The sequence below is a fragment of the Halomonas sp. ND22Bw genome (assembly GCF_003011945.1).
GTDB classification, from domain to species: domain Bacteria; phylum Pseudomonadota; class Gammaproteobacteria; order Pseudomonadales; family Halomonadaceae; genus Halomonas; species Halomonas halophila.
In genome coordinates, this window is record NZ_PXWD01000021.1 from 1 (window position 1) to 7,172 (window position 7,172).

Genomic DNA, 7,172 nt, shown 5'->3' on the forward strand with positions numbered 1-7,172 from the left:
CACCAGTCTCTGGACTATGTGGCACCCCGAGCACACCCCGCATTAGCTGCGTAGGGTGTGCAGAAACCAGGGGGTCACTACACGACTCTTTAGCCGCCTCCTGTCTTAATTTTGGAAAATTACATTCCAAACATAAGTCAACGATACCTCTTATCTGTTCAACACTTGCCCCATAGTGAACATCCCCTTTCGCATTAATAGCGACTCCACCATCTGTAACATCTTGTCGATTGTGTTCCCCTCCAAAAGCCATCGGTCACTCCTTGTCTTCCGTGACATTTAAATGAGCATCTCTTCCTGCATGCACAGCGACACCACCTTTAACCTTCTGATTAACGACGGTTCTTGTAGAGCGAGAAAAATGCTTCCTAGAGACAAACATTGATACTAAGACAACAAGAGACGCTAATAGCGCAGCAAAACTAGCAAAGCCAGGTTCAAACAAAGCCCATAGCAAACAGAGGAGGCTTGACAATATGGAAAGGAAAATAAGCATTTCGCTCCTCATACAAATAATTTATCAAGAAACCCGCCCAATCCGAATCTCACACCGCCCCAGGATCTCCACGTCCTTCATGTCCTGTGGCTTGATCAATTCCTTCTCATAGCGCGGGTTGTCGCTGATCAGCAGCCAGGCGCCGCCGGCGACGCGCTGCAAACTGACTAAAAATACAGTTCAACCTCTGTTTTTCCTTTTCAACATTGCAGCAGCAAAAGGCTTACCATCACCTGTCAAATGGCTACCATCTTCTGCTGTAGTGCCCGTATCCTCACCAAATATTACGGGGCCATACATCTGTTCCTGAAACTCAACAATTGCTGTTCCTATCCCTTGCCTAAGGTATTTACCACCACAACCTTCCAGGAACATATTCGTCACTTTATAGCCAGAAGATAGCATGTAATCACAGCCCTCTTCAAAGAGTTCAAAATCGAAACTACCAACTTTGCAGACAACCTCGGCATCAGGCGATGCTTCAGAAATAAGAAAAGCCTCAGTTTTATCACCCGAGGCTTCTATAAGAACATTCGCGCCACTCAACAACTCAAGAACAATCTTGCCATCGTCTTCAGCAGAATCGTCCACTATAACAGCCTTACCCATAATCACCCCTTATCCCTATCTGCAACTGCCTCTCTCTTGTCTTCAGGCAGCATTTCATAAAGCTCTCTTGCACGAGCATACTTAGTAATCCGATCCTGAACTATAAAGTTCATCATTTCGAATGCTTTAGCCACACCTTCCTCGAGTTCATCATCCTGAATCTCGCCTGGATGAACTGACTCATTCCCTATGATACGCACGGCATCCAGTGCCATTTGAACCTCTTCAGGAAGGCCGTCTTGAACAAGCTGACCAATAGCTTTATTGATATTATTACTCTTACCCAGATAAATGCATAACTTTTGCAAGGAAAGCCTTAGAAGTGCTGCTGCGGCCTTAGCTGAATGAGGCATCACCGCTCTGGCTTCAAGATAGTCAGCCCGAGAACTTTCTGGCATATCCGGGTGCGGCATAGGCAAAGAGGTAGTCATGGGAAAAATCAGTTGCCTAGAATTCTCGCCTTGATGACGATCAAACCAGAAGCTTTTCTCAAAGCAATGCTGGCATTCAGCCATATCCAAAAAATTGTTTACCGTACCTTGTATCGCCAAGGGCGCCCATTTCATTTGAGAAAACACGCCACAATAAAAACAAGTGAAAGATTTTTTATGGTGCTCAGCAGGAACAAAGCTCATAACAACTCCATTTATTACAAAACCCGCCCAATCCGAATCTCACACCGCCCCAGGATCTCCACGTCCTTCATATCCTGCGGCTTGATCATCTCTTTCTCATAGCGCGGGTTGTCGCTGATCAGCAGCCAGGCGCCGCCGGCCACGCGCTGCACGCGCTTGATGCGCCGCTCGCCGTGCACGAGTAGCAGGAACACCCCTTCGGGGCGCGGCTGCTGCGATCCACCAGCACCCAGTTGCCGTCAGCCAGGGTGCCGTCCATCGAATCGCCGCGCACCTTGATGCCGACCACCTGGCCCGGATCGAGGCCCTGGGCGGCGAGCTGCTCGGTGGGAAAGTACATCGTCGACTCGACTTCCTCCCGCTCGAGCGAACGGCCATCGCCGGCGGCGTGAATACATTCGAGAAGAAAGCGCGCCTCAATAACCAACGTCCACTCACAACACTTAGGAGGACACTACCTAAGAGAGATACGGCTGTCATGCCCGAATTAGCGATCACCGACCAAGGTGGATGTGTGGCTGAGGGTTGTGCGAGGGCCTGGGAAAGGACGGTCGTCCTGAGGGATACCGCTATGGGCCGGGGAATCTGGGCGCTGGGGATACGCCAAGGCGTGAGATAACGGGGGATACAGACACAAAAAAGCCGCTGATGGCTCAGCGGCTTTCTTAGAATTCGTGGCGGAGGGGGAGGGATTCGAACCCTCGAAGCCTTTCGACTTACACACTTTCCAGGCGTGCTCCTTCGACCACTCGGACACCCCTCCGCATTTTGGCTCTCGAACCGTTTGGCTTGCTGCCTTTGCCTCGAGAACGGGGCGTATATTATCCACTTAAGTCCGTGTACGCAAGTGGTTTTTTCGATTTCTTGCAGATCAGGCCCGGCAGCTCAGCCTGCCGGGCGGACGGCGTAGTCGCCGCGGGCCTCGAGACACAGGGTCTCGCCGCAGTACAGGCGCTGCACCAGGGCGATGCGCCCCCTGCCCCGCTCCGCCAGACGCTCCTCAAGACGCGCCGGGCCGTCCTCGCTCTCCGGCGTGCAGACCAGCCGATAGTCGCCGGTCACCGGCGCCAGGAAGCGCTGGCTGGCCTCCGCCACCACCACATCACGGTCATAGCCGTGTCGCCGCAGCCAGAGCGTGGCCCAGCACCAGCCGAGCAGCGTGGTCTGGGCGGTCAGGGCGCCGCCGAAGCCGGTGCCCTTGTCGTTGAGGCTCGGGGCGATGGCGAGCCGCCATTCCAGCGCCTCGCCGTCGCGCTGCATGGCCTCGATGCCGAGATGCTCGACCATCGGGATGGCCTCGCGCAGCCAGGCCAGGAAGGCCGCCGGATCGTCTTCCCCGCCCGCCGACGGCAGCGGCAGGCGCGGATGAGGCACGCCGAGCTCGCGCATGCTCAGCTCCAGCGCTCGACGAAGGCGCCGAGGTCGTGCTCGGGCACCGGGCGGTGGCGGCCGCCGACCTGCCCCAGATAGAGGAAGCCGACCAGCTCGTCCTGCTCGGCCAGGCCGAGCCCTTCGCGCACAGTGGCGTCGAAGGCGTACTTGCCGGTGCGCCACATGGCGCCCAGGCCCTGGGCGTGCGCGGCCAGCAGCAGGCCGTGGGCGGCGCAGCCGGCGGAGATCACCTGCTCGACCCGCGGCACCTTGGGCTCGTCCGGCGCGACCCTGGCGACCACGGCGATGATCATCGGCGCGCGCTTGGGCTTCTTGCGCGCGCCCTCGAGCACGGCCTCCGGCGCATCGGGGTTCTCGACCCGCTCGGCCTCGGCGAACAGCTCGCCGAGGCGGTCGAGCCCGTCGCCCGAGAACTCGATGAAGCGCCAAGGCCGGAGCTCCTTGTGGTCCGGGGCGCGCAGCGCGGCCCGGTACATCGCCTCGAGCTGTTCCGCGTTGGGGGCCGGGGCCATCAGCTTGCCCATGGAGCTGCGTTGTTGCAGCAGCGTCATCGCATCCATCGGTGTCTCCTTGCCGAGGTCAGACGAGAAAGGTTCTCGATACTCTATCAAGCCGCTCGATGGCTGTCGTGCCGAGTCTGGTGGCGGGAAAGCCCTACTGTCTCGCCAGGCCTACTGTCTCGCCAGACGCAGCGGCGTCGGCGGCTGCTCGCCAGGGGTGCCGCGCCAGGGGCTGATGTCGAGGCCGCCGCGGCGCACGTAGCGCGCCAGCACCAGCAGCCGCTCGGGCCTGGCCCGTTCCATCAGGTCCATGAAGATGTGCTCGACGCAGTGCTCATGGAAGTCCTGATGCTGGCGATAGCCGATCAGGTAGCGCAGCAGGCCGTCGCGGTCGAGGCGCGGCCCGCGGTAGCGGATCATCACGCTGCCCCAGTCGGGCTGGCCGGTGACCGGGCAGTTGGACTTGAGCAGGTGCGAGTGCAGCGTTTCCTCGACGATCTCGTCGACCGTGGTCAGGTGCTCGGCGCTGGGCGTGTAGTCCTCGACCTCGATGTCACGCTCGTCGATGCACTCCCCCGGCAGGCGGCGCGGGGCAAGCGCCTCGTCGTCGACGCCGAACAGCTCCACGGCCACCGGCGCACCGGCCGCGGCGGAGAGGTCGCGCTCCATGATCGCCCGGGCCTCGTCCGGCGAGGCCAGGCGGGTCTGGTTGAAGCTGTTGAGGTAGAGCTTCCACGACTTGGACTCGATCAGCCGCGGCGACTCGGCCGGCAGCCGGAAGCGTGCCACGGCGACGATCGGCTTGCCGCGGGCGTTGAGCCAGGAGACCTCGAAGGCGTGCCATTCGTCCTCGCCGACGAACGGCAGCGCGCCCTCCTCGATGCCCAGCGGCGCGCGGTTGGCAGCGCGGGCAATCGGGTACAGCAGCCCGGCGTCGTAGTGCTCCGGGTAGGCGGACTCGCGGCCCAGCGGGGCCTCTGCGAGCGTCTCGGGTCGTTGGTGTGCCATGGTCAACTCCTGATGCCCTTGCCGTTGTTGAGCATCCACAGGGCGATGCCGAACAGTACCACGATGAAGCCGAGGATGGCGGTCAGGGCCCAGCCCACAGGGATGTCGGAGACGCCCAGGAAGCCGTAGCGGAAGACGTTGACCATGTAGAGGATCGGGTTGAGCATCGAGGCGCCCTGCCAGAAGGCCGGCAGCAGCGAGATCGAGTAGAACACCCCGCCCAAGTAAGTCAGCGGCGTCAGCACGAAGGTCGGCACGATGGAGATGTCATCGAACTTCTTGCCCAGCAGCGCGTTGATGAAGCCGCCGATGGCGAACAGCGCCGCGGTCAGCACCACCACCCCGATGGTCAGCAGCGGATGGGCCACGTCGATGCGGGTGAAGAACAGCGACACGAAGGTGACGATGATGCCCACGCCCAGGCCGCGCGCCATGCCGCCCAGCACGAAGCCGGCGAGGATGACCCAGTTGGGCATCGGCGAGACCATCATCTCCTCGACGCTGCGCTGGAACTTGTTGGAGAAAAAGCTCGAGGCGACGTTGGAGTAGCTGTTGGTGATCACCGCCATCATGATCAGGCCGGGCACGATGAAGTCCATGTAGCTGTAGCCATCCATGGCCCCGATGCGCGATCCGATCAGGTTGCCGAAGATGATGAAGTACATGGTCATGGTGATCGACGGCGGCAGCAGCGTCTGCGGCCAGATCCGGGTGAAGCGGCGGATCTCCTTGGACACCAGCGTCCAGAGGGCAATGGCGATCTGGGTGGCGTTCATGAACGGGCCTCCTGGTCGGATGTCGCGGTTTTCTGCCCCTCTTCCACCATGGAGACGAACATTTCCTCGAGTCGGTTGGCGCGGTTGCGCATCGAGACCACTTCGATGCCCTGCTGTCCCAGAGCGTCGAAGACGTCGTTCAGGCGCTGGCCGCGATGGACCATCACCGCCAGCTGGGCGTCGTCGGACTTGCGCACGTCGAAGCCGTCGATGGCGGGCGCTTCCTCGAGCGGATGCGCCAGGTCGAGCAGGAAGGTCTCGGTGTCCAGCTCGGCGAGCAGGTCGCGCACGCTGGTGTCACGGATGATCTCGCCGTGGTTGATGATGCCCACGCGCCGGCACAGGCTCTCGGCCTCTTCCAGGTAGTGGGTGGTGAGAATGATGGTGGTGCCTTCCTTCTCGTTGATGCAGCGCATGTACTCCCACATGCTGCGGCGCAGTTCGATGTCGACCCCGGCGGTCGGCTCGTCGAGGATCAGCAGCTTGGGGCGGTGCATCAGGGCGCGGGCGATCATCAGCCGGCGCTTCATGCCGCCGGAGAGCATGCGGGCGCTGCCGTTGCGCTTGTCCCACAGCCCCAGGTCGCGCAGCAGCTCCTCGGCGCGCGGCAGGGCCTCGCGGCGCGACATGCCGTAGTAGCCGGCCTGGGCCAGCACGATGTCGATGACCTTCTCGAACTGGTTGAAGTTGAATTCCTGGGGCACCACGCCGAGATGATACTTCGCCTTGGCGAAGTCCTTGTCGATGTCGATGCCGAAGATCGAGACCTTGCCGGCCGTCTTCTGCACCAGCGAACAGACCACCCCGAGGGTGGTGGACTTGCCCGCACCGTTGGGGCCCAGCAGGGCGTAGAAGTCGCCCTGCTCGACATCGAGGTCGATGCCCTTGAGGGCTTGGAAGCCATTGCCGTAGACCTTGGTCAGGCCACGAATGGACAGCGCCGGTTCGGCCATGAGCAGTCCTGTTTACTTGGGTGAATGTCGTCGAAGGCCCACTATCATGGGGACGATTCCGCCAAATTCAATCGCGGGCGAACGAGTCGGGTGGCTTTGCAGGAAGCATGCGCTTGCGGCATGGCGAGGAAAGACGCCAGGGCACCAACACGACATCCCGGACAGGCGCATCGGGCCGGACCGGTGATCAGAGAAGTGCTTAAGACAATCTGGAGCGGGAAACGAGATCGACCGGGCTGGCGTTCCAGCTCGTGACGCGAGCCTTGGCCTGACCGGTGGAGAGAAACCTTCGAATGGAGCGGGAAACGAGATTCGATTGGACCGGCACACCGGATCGTGATCCGAGCCTTGGCTAAATGATATTCCCTGGAGACCTACTGGAGCGGGAAACGAGATCGACCGGGCTGGCGTTCCAGCTCGTGACGCGAGCCTTGGCCTGACCGGTGGAGAGAAACCTTCGAATGGAGCGGGAAACGAGATTCGATTGGACCGGCACACCGGATCGTGATCCGAGCCTTGGCCAAATGATATTCCCTGGAGACCTACTGGAGCGGGAAACGAGATCGACCGGGCTGGCGTTCCAGCTCGTGACGTGAGCCTTGGCCTGACCGGTGGAGAGAAACCTTCGAATGGAGCGGGAAACGAGATTCGAACTCGCGACCCTCGCCTTGGCAAGGCGATGCTCTACCACTGAGCTATTCCCGCGCTCTGGTGACACTGTGAGAAGAGTGGCGTCCCATAGGGGGTTCGAACCCCTGTTACCGCCGTGAAAGGGCGGTGTCCTAGGCCACTAGACGAATGGG

General features: G+C 60.5%; 7 protein-coding genes, 2 tRNA genes and 1 pseudogene. All 10 read right to left on the bottom strand.

The window, feature by feature from the left end:
• Positions 1-676 precede the first annotated feature (676 nt).
• The 10 genes and pseudogenes from CVH10_RS25360 to CVH10_RS16660 all read right to left on the bottom strand — a co-directional run bounded on the left by CVH10_RS25360 (position 677) and on the right by CVH10_RS16660 (position 7,074).
• Positions 677-1,111, bottom strand: coding sequence for a hypothetical protein (locus tag CVH10_RS25360; RefSeq protein ID WP_181244433.1), 435 nt, complete (start codon positions 1,109-1,111; stop codon positions 677-679).
• Positions 1,108-1,740: a DUF4145 domain-containing protein gene (locus CVH10_RS27265; protein ID WP_106489301.1), complete on the bottom strand. Its 633-nt coding sequence runs from the start codon at positions 1,738-1,740 to the stop codon at positions 1,108-1,110. The genes CVH10_RS25360 and CVH10_RS27265 overlap by 4 nt, the downstream gene beginning before the upstream one ends.
• Positions 1,741-1,754: 14 nt before the next feature.
• Positions 1,755-2,080 (bottom strand): annotated as a pseudogene (locus CVH10_RS27270) (helix-turn-helix transcriptional regulator).
• 335 nt (positions 2,081-2,415) lie between these two features.
• Positions 2,416-2,503, bottom strand: a tRNA-Ser gene (locus CVH10_RS16630).
• A gap of 122 nt (positions 2,504-2,625) precedes the next feature.
• A complete protein-coding gene (locus tag CVH10_RS16635) occupies positions 2,626-3,129 on the bottom strand; it encodes a YiiD C-terminal domain-containing protein (RefSeq protein WP_106489303.1) in 504 nt (167 codons plus the stop codon).
• 2 nt (positions 3,130-3,131) lie between these two features.
• Positions 3,132-3,692, bottom strand: coding sequence for a nitroreductase family protein (locus CVH10_RS16640; RefSeq protein WP_106489304.1), 561 nt, complete (start codon positions 3,690-3,692; stop codon positions 3,132-3,134).
• Between the two features lie 111 nt (positions 3,693-3,803).
• Positions 3,804-4,640 carry an NADPH-dependent 7-cyano-7-deazaguanine reductase QueF gene (gene queF, locus CVH10_RS16645; RefSeq protein WP_106489305.1) on the bottom strand — a complete coding sequence of 279 codons (837 nt, stop codon included), beginning with the start codon at positions 4,638-4,640 and terminating at the stop codon, positions 3,804-3,806.
• Positions 4,641-4,642: 2 nt separating this feature from the next.
• The gene (locus tag CVH10_RS16650) at positions 4,643-5,416 is read right to left on the bottom strand and encodes an ABC transporter permease (protein WP_035595169.1); all 774 of its coding nucleotides are present in this window, start codon (positions 5,414-5,416) and stop codon (positions 4,643-4,645) included.
• The gene (locus tag CVH10_RS16655; RefSeq protein WP_106489306.1) at positions 5,413-6,369 is read right to left on the bottom strand and encodes an ABC transporter ATP-binding protein; all 957 of its coding nucleotides are present in this window, start codon (positions 6,367-6,369) and stop codon (positions 5,413-5,415) included. The genes CVH10_RS16650 and CVH10_RS16655 overlap by 4 nt, the downstream gene beginning before the upstream one ends.
• Before the next feature lie 630 nt (positions 6,370-6,999).
• Positions 7,000-7,074 (bottom strand) — tRNA-Gly (locus CVH10_RS16660).
• Positions 7,075-7,172: the final 98 nt, after the last annotated feature.